The 17,207-nt window shown below is 70.2% G+C and carries 14 protein-coding genes; 9 read left to right on the top strand and 5 right to left on the bottom strand.

The window, feature by feature from the left end; genetic code table 11:
* Positions 1-255: 255 nt before the first annotated feature.
* On the bottom strand, positions 256-1,530 hold the full coding sequence (locus ABZY44_RS27430; RefSeq protein WP_356658304.1) for an MFS transporter: 1,275 nt from the start codon (positions 1,528-1,530) through the stop codon (positions 256-258).
* Positions 1,531-1,977: 447 nt separating this feature from the next.
* Between ABZY44_RS27430 and ABZY44_RS27425 the strand changes: the two genes are divergently transcribed.
* The gene (locus ABZY44_RS27425) at positions 1,978-2,472 is read left to right on the top strand and encodes a cupin domain-containing protein (RefSeq protein ID WP_356658302.1); all 495 of its coding nucleotides are present in this window, start codon (positions 1,978-1,980) and stop codon (positions 2,470-2,472) included.
* Between the two features lie 1,409 nt (positions 2,473-3,881).
* On the opposite strand, the gene ABZY44_RS27420 is transcribed toward ABZY44_RS27425, so the two are convergent.
* Positions 3,882-4,157, bottom strand: a complete 276-nt coding sequence (locus ABZY44_RS27420) for a hypothetical protein (RefSeq protein ID WP_356658300.1) — start codon at positions 4,155-4,157, stop codon at positions 3,882-3,884.
* A gap of 664 nt (positions 4,158-4,821) precedes the next feature.
* Here ABZY44_RS27420 and ABZY44_RS27415 point away from each other — a divergent pair.
* The 3 genes from ABZY44_RS27415 to ABZY44_RS27405 all read left to right on the top strand — a co-directional run bounded on the left by ABZY44_RS27415 (position 4,822) and on the right by ABZY44_RS27405 (position 6,777).
* Positions 4,822-5,133: a hypothetical protein gene (locus ABZY44_RS27415; protein ID WP_356658298.1), complete on the top strand. Its 312-nt coding sequence runs from the start codon at positions 4,822-4,824 to the stop codon at positions 5,131-5,133.
* The gene (locus tag ABZY44_RS27410; protein WP_356658296.1) at positions 5,126-6,037 is read left to right on the top strand and encodes a hypothetical protein; all 912 of its coding nucleotides are present in this window, start codon (positions 5,126-5,128) and stop codon (positions 6,035-6,037) included. The genes ABZY44_RS27415 and ABZY44_RS27410 overlap by 8 nt, the downstream gene beginning before the upstream one ends.
* A gap of 482 nt (positions 6,038-6,519) precedes the next feature.
* Positions 6,520-6,777, top strand: coding sequence for a hypothetical protein (locus tag ABZY44_RS27405; protein WP_356658295.1), 258 nt, complete (start codon positions 6,520-6,522; stop codon positions 6,775-6,777).
* Positions 6,778-7,161: 384 nt separating this feature from the next.
* Here the strand turns inward: ABZY44_RS27405 and ABZY44_RS27400 are convergent, their stop codons facing one another.
* The 3 genes from ABZY44_RS27400 to ABZY44_RS27390 all read right to left on the bottom strand — a co-directional run bounded on the left by ABZY44_RS27400 (position 7,162) and on the right by ABZY44_RS27390 (position 12,522).
* On the bottom strand, positions 7,162-8,154 hold the full coding sequence (locus ABZY44_RS27400; protein WP_356658293.1) for a transcriptional regulator TrmB: 993 nt from the start codon (positions 8,152-8,154) through the stop codon (positions 7,162-7,164).
* A 137-nt stretch (positions 8,155-8,291) separates the two neighbouring features.
* Positions 8,292-12,023 carry a S8 family serine peptidase gene (locus tag ABZY44_RS27395; RefSeq protein WP_356658291.1) on the bottom strand — a complete coding sequence of 1,244 codons (3,732 nt, stop codon included), beginning with the start codon at positions 12,021-12,023 and terminating at the stop codon, positions 8,292-8,294.
* Between the two features lie 169 nt (positions 12,024-12,192).
* Positions 12,193-12,522 carry a hypothetical protein gene (locus ABZY44_RS27390; protein WP_356658289.1) on the bottom strand — a complete coding sequence of 110 codons (330 nt, stop codon included), beginning with the start codon at positions 12,520-12,522 and terminating at the stop codon, positions 12,193-12,195.
* A 447-nt stretch (positions 12,523-12,969) separates the two neighbouring features.
* Between ABZY44_RS27390 and ABZY44_RS27385 the strand changes: the two genes are divergently transcribed.
* The 5 genes from ABZY44_RS27385 to ABZY44_RS27365 all read left to right on the top strand — a co-directional run.
* Positions 12,970-14,493 carry an ATP-binding protein gene (locus ABZY44_RS27385; protein WP_356658287.1) on the top strand — a complete coding sequence of 508 codons (1,524 nt, stop codon included), beginning with the start codon at positions 12,970-12,972 and terminating at the stop codon, positions 14,491-14,493.
* A 3-nt stretch (positions 14,494-14,496) separates the two neighbouring features.
* Positions 14,497-14,904 (top strand): roadblock/LC7 domain-containing protein, encoded by a 408-nt coding sequence (locus ABZY44_RS27380; protein WP_069918385.1) that lies wholly within the window; start codon positions 14,497-14,499, stop codon positions 14,902-14,904.
* Positions 14,901-15,260 carry a DUF742 domain-containing protein gene (locus ABZY44_RS27375; protein ID WP_356658284.1) on the top strand — a complete coding sequence of 120 codons (360 nt, stop codon included), beginning with the start codon at positions 14,901-14,903 and terminating at the stop codon, positions 15,258-15,260. The genes ABZY44_RS27380 and ABZY44_RS27375 overlap by 4 nt, the downstream gene beginning before the upstream one ends.
* On the top strand, positions 15,241-15,861 hold the full coding sequence (locus tag ABZY44_RS27370; RefSeq protein WP_356658282.1) for an ATP/GTP-binding protein: 621 nt from the start codon (positions 15,241-15,243) through the stop codon (positions 15,859-15,861). The genes ABZY44_RS27375 and ABZY44_RS27370 overlap by 20 nt, the downstream gene beginning before the upstream one ends.
* On the top strand, positions 15,858-17,207 hold a 1,350-nt coding region (locus tag ABZY44_RS27365), incomplete at its 3' end, for a cytochrome P450 (RefSeq protein WP_356658281.1). The genes ABZY44_RS27370 and ABZY44_RS27365, both read left to right, overlap by 4 nt.

Raw genomic sequence — 17,207 nt, 5'->3', positions numbered from 1 at the left:
TCAGCCGTCTTTGATCGGTCGCGACGGGGAGGCAAGGGGAACAGTGATGGCGAGGTGACCGTCACGGCCCGGTTGCGGGCTGTCGGGAGCGTTCATACGGGTGGCCAGGTGGCCGATCCCGCGGCTGGTGAGTGACTCGTCCGGTGTGGCTGTGCCCTCTGGGGACAGACGCGTTTCGTCCCTCCGTGGAAACCGGAGAACTCGCCGCCCGCCGCCCCCGCCATCGGGCAGGGACGTCGCTCGCGGCGGTCTGTTTCAGGATGCCTCGTGGACGGCGGCGGGCTTCTCGATCTCGGTGGTCACCCGTGCTCCTCGGAAGAGCACCGGGAGCCACAAGAGACATGCCAGCAAGGGGGCCGCGGCGTAGGTGGCCATGCCCACACTGGAGCCCAGCGCGTCCATGAGTACCCCGAGGACGAGATAGCCGATGCCGATGAGCGCCGACTCCACGAAGGCGATCATCGACAGAAGGCTCGCCCGGTGGCGCGACGGCACCGCCTCGTTGAACACGTTGTCCACGATCACGGCGGTGATCTCGGGAATCCCGACCAGGACCAGGAACGCGGCGATGGTGACCCAGACGTGGCCGAGGCCGCTCAGGCCGAGTGCCACGGCGAGCGTCAGGAGAGACACCGGGACGATGACCCGATAGCCGATGCGCCGGTCCGCGCGGTCCGACAGCAGGGGCGTGAGCCCGCCGGCGAAGAATCCCGCCGATATGACCACGCTGACCAATGCGGTGCCCGCTCCCTGATCGGAGAGCGTCTTCTGCGTAAAGATGATGTACGGCGTCAACGTCGCGTGCATCAAACCGGATACCACGACGAGCGTCACGAGCGCCGGGGTGGCGACCCGTAGCATCGCCCGCCAAGCTGTGGCGTCACCTTGCTCCTCCTTGGCTCCGTCCTGCTCGTCGACCGCGTCCGCGCCGCGGATCTCGGGCACCCGTGACATCAGTACCACCACGGCCAGAACGAGGCACACCGCCGAACCGACGTAGACGATTACCCAGGAAAGCTGCTGCAGTTGGCCGCCGAGGACGATCGCGACGCCCGACGTGACCGTCCCGAGCATGGTGAACCGGGACTTGATCCTCACGTAACTGGCCGTCGCACCACGACGCACGAGCAGGTCGTACAGCAGGGCGGTATCCGAACCGGATACACAGGCCATCCCCACGCCCTGCCCGATGAACAGCGTCAGGAACACCCAGTAGGTGGAGGACGTCACCTGACCGAGCAGACATCCGGCTACCAGCACCTGGCCGATCACGATGCTGGCACGCCTGCCGATTCGGTCGGCGATGATGCCCGTCGGCAACTCCGCGAGTCCGCTGACCAGGTAGAGCAGCGTCTGAAGTAGGGCCACCTGCCCGGCGGAGAAGCCCCGCTGCTGGAGGAAGAGCACGAACACGCCGCGCTGGAACAGCGTGTTGGCGAGCACGGCGTATACGTAGAACGGCCGCGTGACGCTTCGTGCTGTGTCGTCGACTGCAGCCGACCCGTCAAGGGCCTCTGTGGTACCGGTCATGCTGCGGACTCCCCCTGCTGACTCCGGTGATCATGCGTGTGGGGCCTCCGACGACCGGCTCCGGCTCCGCCTGATCGACGGCTCCCTCACTGCCACCGGTCTGACCCTCACACCGCCGACCCCACCCTGGCAACCTCAGTAACTCACCGACGTCTTCAGCACGTCGACCACGGGTGCACCGAACGAAGCACGCCGACCCCCGAAACGGTGGGCAGGGGATCCGGCACGCCGGTACATCGGCCACCACCGCCAGGCCGAGGTTGCCGGACCGCCACTCACTGCCTTCACGGCGGGCAGGGCAAGGGCTTCAGTACGGTGCTGTTCCACGGCGAGCGCCACGTAGTGGCGCGAGGTCCCTGGCTCCACGCTGCAACGATACGCATGAGGTATCGGCGCTGTGGAATGGGTCTTGGACACCCGCGGGGTCCCGGCGGTGGACTCGTGAACATGACCGGAGAAGCGAACACCAACGAGCCGCAGACCGACCCCGCCGTATCGGTGGTGGGTCCCCGCGACGGCGAGACGATCGTCCTGGGCACCACGCGCATGCGCGTCCTGGAGGACGGCAGCCACACCGGGCACCGCCTCGCGATCGCCGAGTCCGTTCTCGCCCCGCACACACAGGGTCCACCGCAACACCGCCACGGCCAACACGACGAGGGCTTCTACGTCCTCTCCGGCACCGTGCGGTTCACCGTCGGGGACGACGACCACGACGCCCCGGCGGGGACACTCGTCATGGTTCCGCCCGGCACCCCTCACACCTTCGCGAACCTGACCGGCCAACCCGCCGTCATGCTCAGCACCTTCACACCCGACCTGTACGTGCAGTACTTCCGAGACCTTCAGGAGGTGCTCGCCGGAGGCCGGCCGCTCACGCCGCAGGCCAACATCGACGCGATGAGCCGCTACGCGACACAGCCCGCCACCGACCTCGCCTGACGTCGGGTGAGAAGGGTGAAGCATGCCCCACGGTGCTTTGCGGCCCATATGGCGGCCGGAACACCGCCCCCGCGCGGGGGAACCCGCGCCGGGCCGTCAACTACCGCCCGCGAGGGATGTGACCGAACAGATCAGCCTTGCGGCACGCGCAGCGCGAGCGTCGGGCCCGGCAGGGTCTGCAAGGCCCGCGCCGCCCGGTGCGGGCGGGGACCCGGCGCTGCGAGGACGTCGGACGCCAGCTCCACCCGACAACGGGAACGGGACCCACTCCCCGCACGCCGGCGAGCCACCCGTCGCCGACCGGTGAAGAATTCACGACGCCCCTCACCCGCCAGACGACCGTCCCGACCGTGGCGCCTCGCATGCCAGAGTCGCGGGAAGCCCACCCTCGTACTCGCGCACGGTGTGACGGACCGGTGTCATGGCCAAGGGTCCTCAGGGGGCCCGGACCCGCCAGCAGTGCCGGTGTCTCCGAGGGATCGACACCATGGGCATGCGTGGAGGTCGCTCGCTGGGCGAGGGAGGGGTAGGGAGAAGCCCGCCCTGTATTCGTCCTGAAGTGCCGGGGTCGAGCCCATGTTCGTTCGAGGCGGGGCAGTTTCGCCCGGCTCGCCCGCTCGAGCCAGGCGGCGTGTCACCTGCATCAGCGCCGCCCGCACCGTACACGCCACTCGTGTTGCCGCCAGCCATGGGCCGCGAACGGCTGGGTGCGTCCAGGGGCCCATCCTCACGCGACCCTTCTCGCGGAGCGTGTCCAGATGATCCGGAAGACCCAGGACCCTTTCTCGGACGCGCCCGGAGGCACGTCCCTTCGGGCTGGCCCAGGGGGACGCTTCAAGGATAAGTGACGGCCCTTTTTCGATGGGCGTGGAGGGCCCATGCGGTGATGGTGCGATGATAATTCTTTCATGTTAGGCATTTCTCGCCATTTCCCTCACGCCTGGCACGAGATAAGTCGGTCCGGAAGGAGTATTTACCATCTTTGACCGTGAGCTATTGCGCGAACAGAAACCGGCAATGTACGATTTGCCGGGGTTTTTGACCCCCGGCAATGATTGCCGGGGTTTTTGCGCGCACGGCAATGATTGCCGGGGTTTTTCAGCGATATCAGCTCTCCTTTCGAGCAGGTGAGCTTGATCATTAGGACGGGACGGCGACCTCCTGGCGGGTGGAATTGGATGCCGTCCTGCCGGGCTCATCCGGCTTTGCGGGCCACGGTTCGCGAGGGCGGTGAAACCAGAGCGGCAGGCAGTTGACGCAGCGTCGCCGATGCCGGTCAGTGGCCTCGGCGCGAACCGAACCGGCACCTGCGACCCCCGCGGCGCCGTCGTCGCGCGTCTCGGCGTGGGGTTCACACATGCCGTCGCCCCTGCGAGGTGCACCTACGGAAGCGAGGCGAGGCGGCAGAGCTACAGTCGTTCAGCAAGTGGAACGGGCTGCCAGCAGGACGGGGTCCTGTGCGTGAAGGGAGGCTCCAGCCGGCACGGCTCATGGACGACTTCGAGCGGCTTCGCACCCAGGCCGGAGACGCCCAGCGTCTCCACCGGGTGGACCGGCGCCGCGGCTTCTCGACGAGAGAGCTGGGTAGTGGCGTCCACATGGAGGGACAGGACGCGCTCGAAGCGTTGTTGGCGCCTCAGTTCGAGGGTGTCCACATGCCACAGACGGCCAGTCCCAGAAGCCATCAACGTAGTGAAACCTGTGGCCAGAACGGCAGAGATCAGCATGATCCACAGGAGAGTACCTCCCACAGCTGGTCCTTTCGAAGGTTGGAGTTCCGAGGGACGTACAGGGCAGCAGCCCTCGCGATCCCCCGGCATAACGCAGCGGCATATGCAGAGTTGCGGCCCGCCCTCCGATTGCAGCCATGCGCAGCAATTGGTCGGCCTCGGCATCTCGACCGATCTACCGATCTACCGATCTACCGATGATCAGTCAGCTGCGGCGGGGGCCGACGAGGGCTCGCTACCGGCCCGGCGGCCCCAAAGCGAGGACCAGCGCTCCGAGGAGAGCGACGGCATGTCCGTGCGATGCCGGGGAGTGGGATCGACGGAGCCGCCGGGAAGAGGCTCAATGACGAGGGGACGACATGCACGGCGGTCTGCGGCGAGAGCCACCTGCCGTGGGCAGTCGGACGGGGTCGGGTGCGACGGGCCCGTCGCGTCGGATCCTGTACCGGGCCCCAACTCACCGTCCCTCTGAGTCGCGGAATGGCGGCACGAAAGGACGCGGCTGGGCCGTACCCCTGGCCTGTTTTCGGAACCGATGCGACGGGGTCAACACTTATTCATCGGTCACCATCACCCGGATGGCGCATACCCTGACCAACATCGACAGCGTTTATGGAATATGACAACAGCAAAGCTCCCCGTCTCCTCCGGCAGGACCCCAGAGGAACACGGGCAGGGAGGCCGCTTTCACTCCGGGGCCATCCGGATCGGGAAGTGGATTTTCAATCCAGGCTCAGCCGACTGTGGCGACACCCGTCATGCGACGCTGGAACACGAGACCCTGGAAATCGATCTGAGCTACTCGTCCTCGATCTTTGAGGACTTCCTCCACGCGATGAGCGTGATCCAGGTCGAGTTCGGCAGGCGGCTGGGGAACACCGCAGCGTCCGCAACGACGGTCGGCGGCTCGGGCGGCTGCACCCGTGTATGAGTCGTACGGGTACCCGGACCTCCACGGCCTCCACCCCCAGCCGGAAGTCTCCGCGTTCTGGGGCCTGCCCGAGCATGGACAGCAGCCCTCCCCCAGGGAAGCTTTCGGCGGGCCCGGCGAGGCGCATCCGCCGTGGGATCCGGCGGAGGAACTCGCCGGCCTGCTCCAGGAGCGCGCTGCACCCGGGCAGGCGGAGCCCTTCACCCGAGACGGCTTCGACGGCATGAGCGACACGGCCAGCACCCTCGGCCTCGTCACGGGACTGAAGCACACCTCCACCAAGCCTCCGCCCGCACACGCCTCCGGCGGTCACCGGCGTGGCCCGTCCAGAACGCGGGTAGTGACCCTGCTGGAAACGGGAAGTCTGTTCACCGCCGCGCTGGTCGGCACCATCGCTGCCGTGGTGAGCGTGCTCAGCGGGCTCGCCATCTGCGACGCTCTGCGCCACAGTGCGGGACCCCACACGGCCCGGGCAGTGGTCAGCTGGTGGCCCCTACTGATCTACGGCCCCTGGATGGTTGCCTCTCTGTCCATCCTCAGGTCGGCCTTGCACCGGCGCCGGGCGCTCCATTCCTGGTCCATCGTTCTGCTGTTCTCCACGCTGGCCACGCTTCTCTGCGTGGCTCAGGCGCCCAGAACGATCACCGCCGGGGCGGCTTCCGCTCTTCCGGCCGTCGCGGCACTGGCATGCTTCCAACAACTGGTCCGCCAGATCACGCTCACGCGTCCGCCGCGCCAAGCCACTCCGCGACATCGAAACCCGCCGCTCGCTGCGCCCGCGCAGCTCAGGCAGGCGGCCGCGGCGGGACCGAACCCGGTCCGTGTCCCTCCCGGCTACCCCACGGCGGACAGCAGGGTCGTCCCCTCCGCGTCGCACAGCCACAGATTCAGGTACGGCGCATGAGGGTCGAGCACCCCATGGGCGACGACCGCGAACAGCGAGGACCGTGACAGCCGCTGACTCCCTGGCCAACTCGGTCCTTCCCACGCGTCAGAGGGGCGCTCGCCTGCACCTTTGAAACGAAGATCGAAACCGATAGTCACGGGCCGGGCGCAGACTCAGTCCGACGGTCTACCCAGCTCCGCCCCTCGCGAGGCGGTCCTTGGAATCCGCCCGGCGCGAGGCGGCCCGGACCGCTTCCGCGGCGTCCGGTCACTGCGGCGCACCCAGGAGACGTGCCGCGGGACCGGTCATGCCTCGCGCGGCCCCGGGGGCGGACGGCATCGGCTTCTGCGGAGTGCGTGCTCCAGACGACCAGCGCCGCGGCGGCCAGGGGCCCTGGGCGCGAAGGGCCGGCGCACCTGTCAGAAGGCCCACGACCGCTGCACCGCATACACAGCGCGCTCCGGCGCCTCACACCACGTCTACCACGAAAGGTCAGCAACATGGCGTACGAATTGGCTTACGTCGAGCGAATCCAGTACAAGCGGCTCCAGGATGCCGCCTATCAGGCCGGCGCGGACGCTGTCACCAACCTTCAGGCCGCCCTCGCGCGGGCAGAACTCACCCTTCCCTCCCTGAGCAACGACGGGCCGGTCGGCAGCCACGGCTTCGTCCGGCTCGGAGGATGCAACGCGGACTTCGCCAACCGGCTCGCCGAAATCATCGCCGCAGGTGCGGACGCCCTGCAGCATCAACGATGACCTCCGCGATGTGTGGGCCCCGCAAGCCCCGCAGAAGCACAGGTCAGCGCAGCCGCCTCACAGCCGCCGTCCTTCCCGGGGTAGTCCCCCTCCCCAGGGCTCCGTAGCAGCTGCCCTAGCCGGTCGGCAGCCTGGAAATCCGGCTGCCGACCGTAGGCCGTGATGACGGAGTCTGCATGTTCGCCAGGCCCGCGGCGGCGACGGCGTCCGACGTGTTGCGGGCGACGGAGCGCAGTCCCGGCAGTGTCATGGCCACACACCCGGCTCCGACTCACCCGTCCGCTCGCGTCGATTGATCCACCCCGGGGCGGCTCGGACGTCAGTCAGGCGGCCGGCGGCGGCCCGGCCGGCTCGCCGACGCACCGATGAACGGCGCGGGACCCGTCAGAGCGGCCCCACCCAGCCGTGCCGGACGGCGTGACCGCCGAGCTGCATCCGGGTGCGGACTCCGGCCACGTCCATGAGGTGGCGCAGGCGTCGGTGCAGCGTCCGCGGTGACAGACCGAGTTGTGCCGCGGCCGTCAGGTCGGTCAGGCCGGCCAGGAGGAGCGCGAGGATCCTCCGGTCGAGGTCGGTCGGGCCCTGCGCCCCGAGCTCGACCGTGGTTTCGGCCTCTCCGCCGGTGTCCGACAGCTCGAGCGGGTGGGCGGTCCGCCACACCGTCTCGAACAGCGCGTCCAACGCGTCCAACAGGCCGCTGCGGTGCAGGAGCACGGCGCCCGGCTCTCCGTCCGGCGTGACCGCGAGCGGGACGAGGCCGAGGTCGGCGTCGGCCAGTACGAGTTTCATCGGCAGCTGGTCGGCGACGCGCAGGTGCACGCCGTTGCGCAGGGCGTTGACCGCATCGTCGACGATGCCCGGCTCTCCCAGGACGGCCCGGTCCAGTACCGCCCGGAACCGCACCCCGCGGCCGAGGGCCACGGGTTCGGCCGTGTTCTCGTCGGGCGGCAGGGCGACGAACGGCGCGGTGATGAAGGTCCGGACCTGCGTGCGGGCCGCCTGCTGCACCTGGAGGAAGCGGTGGCGGATGGCGTCGACACCCGTGACGACCTCGATCAGATCGCTGATGCTGTTCCCGGTCATCGCCGCCCGGTGTTCCTCGGCGAAGGTCACCAGTGCCTGTTCGGCCAGGCGCAACCCGTCCCGGCGCTCGCTGATGAGAGCGCCGAGGGCCATGGCGGGCGGCGCGGCGGTGAACCGCTCGTCCGCCGACCTGGTCACGAGCCCCCACCCGACCAGGCGGGACAGTGCCGTGGCAACAGCGGCCGGCGGCTGGTCGAGCAGGTCCGCGAGCAGGGGCGCGGTGGAGTCCGGTCGTCCGAGCAGGGCCCGGTAGACGCGTTCGTCATCGGGTTCGAGGCCCAGAACATCCAGCATCGGCGACCGACTCTCCTTCGCTTGCCGCAGCGGGGAGAGTATGCGCCATGGTGGCAGATCTTGAATAGTGCCTGCTGGGAGCAGGTCTGACGGGAAGTGCCCCGGGGAGTCGCCTCCCCGGGGCCCGACACTGGGGTTCATCGCAGGCCGTACGCCCGGATGATCTCGTTCTTGACGCTGAAGCCGCTGTCCGTCCCGGCGCTCGCGCGCAGGGAGACGAAGCCGCCCGGCTTCTTGGCCGTCGTGAACGAGCCCGTCCAGGAGCCGCCGCGGCCCTTGGACAGGGACACCTTCTGCCAGGTGGCGCCGTCGTCGTACGAGACGTCCAGCGCCACCGTGGTGACGGTGCCCGGCACGGTGCCGAGGTCCATCGACACCGGCTTGAGGGCGATCTGCTGCCGTGCACCGGCCTTGACGTCGCCGCGCAGGTCGGACTCCAGCGCGTAGTCCAGGTTCAGCACCGAGAACGGCTCGAAGGAGTCCGAGTCGACGGTGTCCGACATGAAGGTCCACTCGGTGTGGGTGCGCGTCGACAGCCGGAAGAGGTCACCGGGCCGCTCCGCGTCGAGGACCGCGCGGTAGGGCAGGTTGCCCGCCGGCACCTCGTTCCACTGCATGTCCCCGCTGGCCGGGTTGTCGTGGATCAACGTGTCACCCTGGAACACCTGCAGGTGGGACGGGGTCTCCCCCCAGGGGAGGTAGCCGCCCAGCCGCATGACGTCGCTGGAGGAGGCCCACGCCTGCACGTTCCAGGTCATGTAGTTCTGCCAGCGGGAGTTGTAGACCCCGAAGGACTCGCTCTGGGCGGGCCGGGTCACCGGGGCGAACCAGTCCAGCCGGGTGGTGCTGCCCTTGGCGTACGTGTTGTCGCCCGAGACCATCGACCACGGCAGGGCCGTGTCGACGCCCTGCGTGTGGAACTCCCGCCAGACCTGGCCCGGAGTCACCCACTCCGTGCGGGTGCCCGGGTGGTGCTCGGCCTCGGGAAGGTTGAACGACGGGCTGAGGGTGAAGTCGGAGCGGTAGCCCTCGGCCAGCCGGCCGCCCGCGGCGGAGTGGTAGCGGGCGTCGATCCGGGCGAGGTCGCCCTTGGCCGGCTTGTAGACCAGAGCCCGGTCCGGCACCCGGCCGGGGTAGTCCCGGGTCAGGTCGTAGACGAACGGCGTGTGCTCGACCTGCTTGACCGTCAGCTTGTGGACGCCTGCCTTCGCCATCGAGACGAGGGCCTTGCCCTCGTCGCGGTGCACGGTGGCGACCGGGATGGCCGACTCGCCGACGTACTCCGTCAGGCGACCGACCCCGTCGTGGACCACGATCAGCGCCTTCGCACCGGCCGCGACCGCGGCCTCGGCGCGTTCCTGCGGCGAGACGTCGTCGCTGCGGTCGACGACGACCACCCTGCCCTTGGCCTTGACCTTCTGGTACGCGGCGGGCGAGCCGTTGCCCGCGTAGACGACGTCCAGCCGGTCCGTGGCGGTGCCCAGGGCGCTGCCCGCCTGGACCAGCGCGTCGAGCCGGAGCCGGTCGCCCGGCGTGCTGAGGCCGAGTTGCGGCTCACCCTTGCGCCAACGGGTGATCATCGTGAACTCGCCCTGCTCCATCGCCTCCGTCGGTGCGACGTAGACGTCGTCGTACGTCGGCGGCAGCACGTACGCGCTGCGGTAGTCCAGGTACGGGTCGAGGCCCTTGTAGTGGACATTGAAGTCGACCTTGCGCTGGCGGTCCTCGGTGCGCTCCGGCGCCTCGGTCTGCAACAGGTGCGCCTTGCTCGCGTCCAGCACGACCTCGGCGGAGCGGTCCTTCAGTACGGTCTCCGGGTCGACCAGGACGGCCAGGCCCGAGCGGTCCGCCTGCTCGCCGGCCACGTCGAGGTACCCCGCGACGGTGTACGTGCCGGGTGCCATGCGCATGGTGGTCGATCCCTCGACGTACACCGTCCACGGCCAGACGTCGCCGGCGAGGTTGACTCCGACCCAGCCGGCGGCCGGCTTGCCGTCCCGGCCGACCAGCTTGATGTTCAGGTCGTAGCGCTCCTCCTCCTCGAGGAGCGCCACGGACGTGCGGGTCACCGTATGCCCGGTGGCCGCGTCGGTGGCCGTGACGTAGCCGACGTGCCGGCCCGCCGGGGCGGACCGCGGGTCGCCGGTCACCGGGACGGCGGCGGTGCCGCCCGCCGGCACACTCACCGTGGTGGCTCCGAGGGTGAACGGGTCGCCCCCGGTCAGCGCCAGGTTCAGCGTGACGGCGGTGGAGCCGGTGTTGGTGAAGGTCAGGTCCTTCGTGACGGCGCCGTCGCTGGGCTCGTGCGGCCAGGTGTAGTTGCCGAAGAACAGCGATCCGGTGCCGCGGACGGTGATGCGCACGGCGGCGGCCACGTCGAGACGGCCGGTACCGACCTCGTAGGGCGAGTAGCCGCCGTCCAGGCCCTTCGCTGTGCTCATCAGGTGTTCCTTGAGCTGCGCGCCGGTCCAGTCCGGGTGCTGCTGGGCCAGGATCGCCGCCGCGCCGACCACGTGCGGGGTGGCCATCGACGTGCCGCTGAGCGTGCGGTAGGCGCCCTCGCCGCCGCCGGTCATCTGCGACGAGCGGGCCGCGGTGATGTCGACGCCGGGCGCCGCGATGTCCGGCTTCATTCCGCCGGAGTGGGTCAGCGGGCCGGTGCTGGAGAAGCTCGCGAGCCGGTCCTGCTTGTCCGTGGCGGCCACGGTCAGCGCCGAGGCGGCGGCCCCCGGGGCGGAGATGGTCTCCGGTCCCGAGTTGCCGGCGGCTATGACGAACAGGGTGCCGTACTGCGCGGACAGCGCGTCGACCGTCTGCGACATCGGGTCGGTGCCGTCCGACGGGTAGGAGTCGCCGAGGCTCATGTTGACGACGTCCGCACCGGACTCGGCGGCCCACTGCATGCCGGCCATGATCCAGGAGTCCTGGCCGTAGCCCTCGGCCCCGCCGAGCACCTTGCCGACGTAGAGGTCGGCTCCGGGGGCGACGCCCTTGTTGTCGCCTCCGGAGGCGGCGCCGGAGCCGACGATCGTGCTGGCCACGTGCGTGCCGTGCCCGTTGACGTCGGTCACGGCCTCACCCGGCACGAAGCTGGCCGTGCCGTCGATCAGGCCGGCGAAGTCGGGGTGGTTGACGTCGATGCCGGTGTCGAGAACCGCGACCTTGACGCCCTTGCCGGTGTAGCCGGCCGCCCATGCCTCGGGCGCGCCGATCAACGGCACGCTCTCCTTCAGGCTGGCCTTCACCCGGCCGTCGAGCCACAGCTTGGCCATACCGGCGCCCAGGGTGGCGCTGCCCTGCGGCGCGACGGAATTCCAGAAGCTGCGGGCCTCCCGCTTCTCGGTGCTGAGCACGGCGCCGCCGATGCCCCCCAGTTTGCGGGTCAGCTTGCTGCCCCGAGGGGCCGTCGGCTCGACGGCCGCACCTGACCTCGACCGGGTGTACGTCGCGATCAGCGGGACCGCGGCCGCCTTCGCGTCGTCGTATCCCATCTCGATCAGGTCGGTGACGTTGAACAGCCGCCGGTCCAGCCGGTCCGTGCCCAGCAAGGGCACGACCTCGTCCGGGACGACGAACAGGTCCCCCGCGATCTGCTGGACCTTCACGCCGCCGACGGCGTTGTCCGGCCGGTCGACGTCGGCGGTCTGCTTGCCGTCGGCCATGGTGGTGACCGTGACGACGTCGCCGGTGACCAGGGTGACCTTGTGGGTCGCCGAGGACGCGGCGGCTACGGGGGGTTTGGCCGGAGCGGCGTGTGCGGGCACCTGGAGAACCGCGAGCCCCGACGCCAGCAGCGGCACCGAGGCGGCGGCCGAGACCAGCTGCCGACGCCTGCGCCGCAAGGCGGAAGACTGAGAGGAGGAGAACATGCCATGGGTCTATCGACCGGCGGCAGCGGTGTGAAGGCCGGTGGGCGGCAAGTCCCCGCCATGGCGAGTACTTGCCAGCCGTAAACCGCGCGATTCCAGGCAAGACGGCCTCGCGGGACGTGCGTGTCAGCCGGGCCGTCCGAGGCGGGGCGTCCGGGCCGGGCGAGACTCAGTGGTCGTGTCGCGCGCCGTGTTCCAGCCATTGGGGCCGGGCCGTTCCGGCATCGTGGCCGAGGAGCGGCAATGGCGCCCGTTCGCCGGGTGCGGTCGCGGTGAGGGGGATGCCGAGGCTCTGGCACATCCGGGAGGCCCGGGCCAGCGCACTGAGAGTCATGGGGGACGGGGCGCGGCCCGGCAGCTCGATCGTGACCCGGGAGGGGCGGTGCGCGTGGACGAGTGCTTCGATCCGCAGGGCGGCCGCGGCTCGGTTGGTGACGTCCAGCTCGTGCGGGATCTTCACGTGCAGGGTGTCATCGGTGAGGTGGTGGCTGACGAGCATGCTGCGCCTCCCGTGCGCCGGGATCCGAACGGCACCAGCGTGGGGGTGCCCGGTACCAGTGTCGGGCAGGGACAGGGGCCCCGCACGGACGGTGCCGCCCGGTCGGCGGCCCCCCAGGCGCGCCGCCGTGTTCATGCGGGAGGCCCCCAATAGCGCATTTCCGTCCGGGGCGCCATTCCGGAACGATGCAATCCGGCCGTCACCGGGCGCGGAGACAGTGCGGATCCCGTCGCCGCGAGCCGGCCGGCACGTCGCCGACCTCCCTTTATGCCGCCGCTTGCCACAGCCGTGTCCCCAAGGGTGCCGGAATGCGGCGCGGCCGATGGCGCATATCGGTTCCTCCGGTCCGATGAACTCCAACGAAAGCGTGCGTACGGGAAGTTGGGCGAAGTTATGCTCCCGCCCACCGGTACGAAGGTCACCCTTTTCGATATTTCGAGGACGCCGATGGAGCAAAGAGGCATTCCACCCGAAACCTCCCACCCAGCAGGAGGAACGAGCCGGGCGCTGCCCGCTGTCGCGGTCGTGGCCGCCGCCTGCCTGGCCGGAGCCCTTGCTTTCTCCTCGGCACCGGGCGGCACCGCCCTGATCGCCGTGGGCGCGGCGTGCACCGCGGCGGTGTTCGTCGAAGCGGTACGCCGAGGCCGCGCACTCGCCGCCCGGAGCGCCCAGCTCGCAGCCCTCCGGCACACCCTGTCGCGGCAGGAGACCGAGGCGGTCCGCCTGTCCGCGGCGGTGCTGCCCGAGGCCATCGAGCGACTGCGCAAGGGCGAGCCGGCCGAGGAGGTGCTGACCTCCCTGGGAGGGCGCGCCGGCCCCGGCAGCCGCTGGGGCGACGACACCGCCCTGACCCCGCGCTTCAGAGCCGCCCTGCAGGCCGTGCTGGCCCACGTCATCGACGCGGTCGACAACGAGGAGAGTCTTCGCGACTCGGCGCAGCGGGCCTTCGTGAACGTCGCCCGCCGCGTGCAGGCGATCGTCCATCAGCAGGCCCACGAGATGCGCGAGATGGAGGACCGGCACGGGACCAATCCGGACGTCTTCGGCGACCTGCTGCGGCTGGACCACGGCACCGCCCTGATCGGCAGGCTCGCCGACTCCATCTCGGTCCTCGGCGGTGCGCGACCCGGCCGCCAGTGGAGCAGGGCCGTCACCTTGTACAGCGTGATGCGCGGCGCGATGTCGAGGATCATCGACTACCAGCGGGTGGAACTCCACTCGGTCTCCGAGGTCGCCGTCGTCGGCCCGGTCGTCGAGCCGCTGATCCACACCCTCGCGGAGCTGCTGGACAACGCCACCCGGTACTCACCGCCGCACACCCGGGTCCACCTCACCGCCGTCGAGGTGCAGTCGGGCATCGCCGTGGAGATCGAGGACGGCGGCCTGAGCATGAGCGAGGAGGCCCGGGGGCGCGCCGAGAAGATGCTCGCGCAGGCGCAGTCCGGCATCGACCTCAACGACCTGGGCGAGACGCCCAGGCTGGGCCTGGCGGTGGTCGGCCGGCTGGCGCAGGCGTACGGGTTCCAGGTGTCGCTGCGCTCGTCCGCGTACGGCGGCGTCCGCGCCGTGGTGATCGTGCCGCAGCACCTGATCACCACGGCGTCCGCGGCGACCGGTCTCGCCCACGGCATCGGGTCCTCCTCGGGGCCCAGGGCGCTGGCCGCCGGATCGCGCGAACACCCCGACCGCCCGCCGGCCGGCGTCTTCGCGCCCCGGCCGGCTCCGGCCGCCGGGCCGGTGCCCGTCAGCGGCGGTCCGGCCGACGCGCGCACCACCACCGGCCTGCCGCAGCGACGCAGGAAGGACCGTCTCACCACCTCCGGCACCCGGCCGGCCGCGGAACCTCAGCAACTCGCCGACGGCGGGCCGGGAATGTGGCTGGAGGCGTTCCACAGCGGACTGTCCGGCGAGACCGGAAAAGACGTGCAGGGCGCCCAGGACGCGTCGGGCTCAGCGACCAAAGGGGCGTGAACAATGATGACTCAGCGAAGCAGTATGGACTGGATGCTCAAGGACCTGGCCGCCGGAGTGCCGCAGACGCGGCACGTGATCGTGCTGTCCGCGGACGGGCTCTGCGTGGCGCAGTACGGAGCCGAGACCGACACGGCCGACCGCCTGGCAGCCGCGTGTGCGGGCCTGCAGAGCCTCGCCGGAGCGGTGGCCGCGGAACTGCCCCGCTCCGAGGGCAGGATGCGCCTGGTCGTGATCGAGATGGACGGCGGGTTCTTCTACCTGATGGCCGCCGGCGACGGGTCCTACCTGGCGGTCCTCGCCGACGAGGGTGTCGACGCGGGTCTGATGGGGGCGCAGATGCGCAATCTGGTGACCCGAATGGGGGACCACCTGAGCAGCCCGCCACGGCATGACGGGCAGCCCGCGTGAATGAGCCGCCCGCAAGCTGGGAGGACGGCAGCCCCGAACGGCTCTACGTCATCACCGGCGGACGCAGTGGACCCTCCACCGCCGTCCATCTGGACCTCGTGACCCTGGTCGTGGCCAAGGGGGCCGCGCGGCCGGAGATGCAGCCCGAGCAGGCGGCCATCCTGCGGATGTGCCAGTCACCGCTGTCGGTGGCCGAGATCTCCGCGTACGCGGGCCTGCCGGTGAGCGTCGTCACCGTGCTCGTCGGAGACCTGATGGCCGCTCAGCGCGTGTACGTCCGCCCGCCCGTTCCCGCCGCGCAGCTACCCGACCTTGCTCTGATCGAGGCAGTGATCGATGGACTTCAAAAGCTCTGACCCGCCCGCCGGGCCGCGCCCGGCGGACATACTCCCGCAGACGGCCGCGGCAGCCGTGAAGGTCGTCATCGTCGGCGGTTTCGGCGTGGGCAAGACGACGATGGTCGGTGCGGTCAGCGAGATCAAACCGCTGACGACCGAGGAGACGATGACCAGGGCGGGCGTCGGCGTCGACGACACGTGGGGGGTGTCCCGCAAGATCACCACCACCGTGGCCATGGACTTCGGGCGCATCAGCATCAACGACGAACTCGTGCTGTACCTGTTCGGGACACCGGGGCAGGAGCGTTTCTGGTTCCTGTGGCGCGGGCTCTTCGAGGGCGCGCTCGGAGCCGTCGTACTCCTCGACACCCGGAGGCTGGAGATCAGCTTCGACGTCATCGGACGGCTCGAGGAACGCGGCGTCCCGTTTGTCGTCGCCGTCAACTCCTTCGCCGACGCGCCCGAGCATCCGCTGGAGGAACTGCGCCAGGCCCTCGATCTGCCCCCCGCCGTCCCGATCCTCGTCTGCGATGCCAGACAGCGGGACTCGTCCCGCGATGTCCTGCTGACCCTCATGCGCTACCTGCACTCCCAGGCAGCCACCCAGGAGGCAATGTGAGTACCGGTCCCACCCCACCGCCCGAGTGCCCCGCCCACGCGGCGGGCGGTCTGTACCGTCTCCACGGAACGGAGGCGCAAGAAGACCCTCTCGCGTTGTACGAGAAGCTGCGCGCCCAGTACGGGCCGGTGGCCCCGGTGCTGGTGAGCGGGGACCTCCCGGCATGGCTGGTCCTCGGTCACCGGGAGAACCTGGACGTGGCGCGCACGTCGTCGCGCTTCGCCCGCGACCCCCGGGGCTGGCGCGACATGAGAGAGGGCCGGGTGCCGGCCGACACCCCGCTCGGCCCCATGGTGTCGTGGGTGCCAGTGTGCAACTTCACCGACGGGCCCGTACACGAGCGGCTGCGCGCGGCCGTGGTGGAGTCCCTGGAGCGCTTCGACAAGCGCGGCATCCGCCGCTACGTGACCCGCTTCGCCAACCAGCTCGTCGACCAGATCGCGGGCGACGGGTACGCCGACCTGGTCTCCGCCTTCTCCGATCAGCTCCCCATGCTGGTCATGACGCAGCTCATCGGGGCGCCCGACGAACACGGGCCGCTGCTGGTGAACGCGGCGCGCGACATGCTGCAGGGAACCGAGACGGCCCTCGAGAGCGACCGCTACGTCACCGCCACGCTGGAACAGCTGCTCGTGGAGCGCAAGGCCGAGCCCGCCCGCGACCTCGCGTCCTGGCTGATCGAGCACCCCGCGAACCTGAGCGACACCGAAGTGCTGATGCACCTGCGCGTCGTGCTGATCGCGGCCTACGAGACCACCGCCAACCTGATCGCCAACACGCTGCGGACCGTACTGACCGACCCGCGCTTCCGGGCCAGCCTCTCCGGAGGCCACATGACCCTGCCCGACGCCCTGGAACAAGTCCTGTGGGACGACCCGCCGATCAACACGATCATCGGGCGCTGGGCCACCGGTGACACCCTGCTGGGCGGCCAGCAGGTGAAAGCCGGCGACATGGTCCTGCTCGGCCTGGCCGCGGGCAACGCCGACCCTCAGATCCGGCCGGATCCCGACGTCTCCGTCCACGGCAACCGCTCCCACCTGGCCTTCGGCAGCGGACCGCACGAGTGCCCGGGCCAGGACATCGGGCGCGCCATCGCGGACACGGGGATCGAAGTGCTGCTCGACCGGCTGCCCGACCTCCAGCTGGCGGTCGACCCGAGCGAGCTCCGGTGGCACGGCACCCTCATGTCACGCCACCTGCTGTCCCTCCCGGTACGGTTCGACCCGCGCTCCGTACCGGGCCCCGGACCCCGGACCGGGGCCCAGTTCGAGCAGCCGTCCGGGCAGCCGTCCGGGCAGCGCGCGCACGCGCTGATCCCACCGCAGCCGACGGCGCCGCCCGCC

Origin of the sequence: Streptomyces sp. NPDC006544, assembly GCF_040611715.1 — a bacterium.
GTDB lineage: Bacteria > Actinomycetota > Actinomycetes > Streptomycetales > Streptomycetaceae > Streptomyces.
Note: the sequence above shows the minus strand (reverse complement) of the source record. Positions and strands in the feature narration are given on the sequence as shown.

Excerpts from the sequence above, each read along its gene's own strand:
- ABZY44_RS27430 (WP_356658304.1), bottom strand. The coding sequence starts at position 1,530 with ATGACCGGTACCACAGAGGCCCTTGACGGGTCGGCTGCAGTCGACGAC.
- ABZY44_RS27425 (WP_356658302.1), top strand. The coding sequence starts at position 1,978 with ATGACCGGAGAAGCGAACACCAACGAGCCGCAGACCGACCCCGCCGTA.
- ABZY44_RS27420 (WP_356658300.1), bottom strand. The coding sequence starts at position 4,157 with ATGGCTTCTGGGACTGGCCGTCTGTGGCATGTGGACACCCTCGAACTG.
- ABZY44_RS27415 (WP_356658298.1), top strand. The coding sequence starts at position 4,822 with ATGACAACAGCAAAGCTCCCCGTCTCCTCCGGCAGGACCCCAGAGGAA.
- ABZY44_RS27405 (WP_356658295.1), top strand. The coding sequence starts at position 6,520 with ATGGCGTACGAATTGGCTTACGTCGAGCGAATCCAGTACAAGCGGCTC.
- ABZY44_RS27400 (WP_356658293.1), bottom strand. The coding sequence starts at position 8,154 with ATGCTGGATGTTCTGGGCCTCGAACCCGATGACGAACGCGTCTACCGG.
- ABZY44_RS27395 (WP_356658291.1), bottom strand. The coding sequence starts at position 12,023 with ATGTTCTCCTCCTCTCAGTCTTCCGCCTTGCGGCGCAGGCGTCGGCAG.
- ABZY44_RS27390 (WP_356658289.1), bottom strand. The coding sequence starts at position 12,522 with ATGCTCGTCAGCCACCACCTCACCGATGACACCCTGCACGTGAAGATC.
- ABZY44_RS27385 (WP_356658287.1), top strand. The coding sequence starts at position 12,970 with ATGGAGCAAAGAGGCATTCCACCCGAAACCTCCCACCCAGCAGGAGGA.
- ABZY44_RS27380 (WP_069918385.1), top strand. The coding sequence starts at position 14,497 with ATGATGACTCAGCGAAGCAGTATGGACTGGATGCTCAAGGACCTGGCC.
- ABZY44_RS27370 (WP_356658282.1), top strand. The coding sequence starts at position 15,241 with ATGGACTTCAAAAGCTCTGACCCGCCCGCCGGGCCGCGCCCGGCGGAC.